At 24.2% G+C, this 530-nt stretch carries 1 protein-coding gene; it reads right to left on the reverse strand.

What is annotated here, in order from left to right; genetic code table 11:
• Positions 1-51 precede the first annotated feature (51 nt).
• Positions 52-530, reverse strand: a 479-nt coding sequence (locus DNK85_RS12750) for a hypothetical protein (protein ID WP_208123197.1), incomplete at its 5' end; no start/stop codon positions are given.

Here is a 530-nt window from a genome sequence, read left to right on the forward strand (position 1 = left end):
CTTTTTTACTCTTTTCTTTTTGTTTTTCTTTTCCTACTCCCCCTTTTTTCTTCATTTCCTTTTTTTTTTCTCTTTCTTTTTTTTTTTTTTTTTCTGCATCTTCTTTTTTTTTCTTTTTTTTTTCTCCTCTTTTTTTCTTTTTCTTTTTCTTTTTTTTTTCTTTTTTTCTCTTTCTCCCTTCTTTTCTTCTTTTTTTTTTTTTCTTTTTTTTTCTTTTCTTTTTTCCTTCTTTTCCTTTTCTATTTTTATCCTTTTTTCTTTTTTTTTCCTTTTTATCTTTACCACACTCTCTTTTTCCCCTCTTCTTCCCTCTTCTATCTTATCACCTTTTTTTTTTTTTTCTTCCTTTATATCTCTCTTTCTCTTTTTCTTTTTTTCTTTTTTATCTTTTCTCTCCTTTCTCTTTCTTTTTCTTTTTTTTTTCTTTTTTCCTTTTTTTCCTTTTTCTTTTTTTCTTTTTTCTTCTCTTCTTCTCCTCCTTTTCTCTTCTTCTTTTCTTTTTCTTTTTTCTCTCCTTTCTTTTTTTCTTC

This window comes from Cysteiniphilum halobium, from assembly GCF_003574425.1.
Classification (GTDB): domain Bacteria; phylum Pseudomonadota; class Gammaproteobacteria; order Francisellales; family Francisellaceae; genus Caedibacter; species Caedibacter halobius.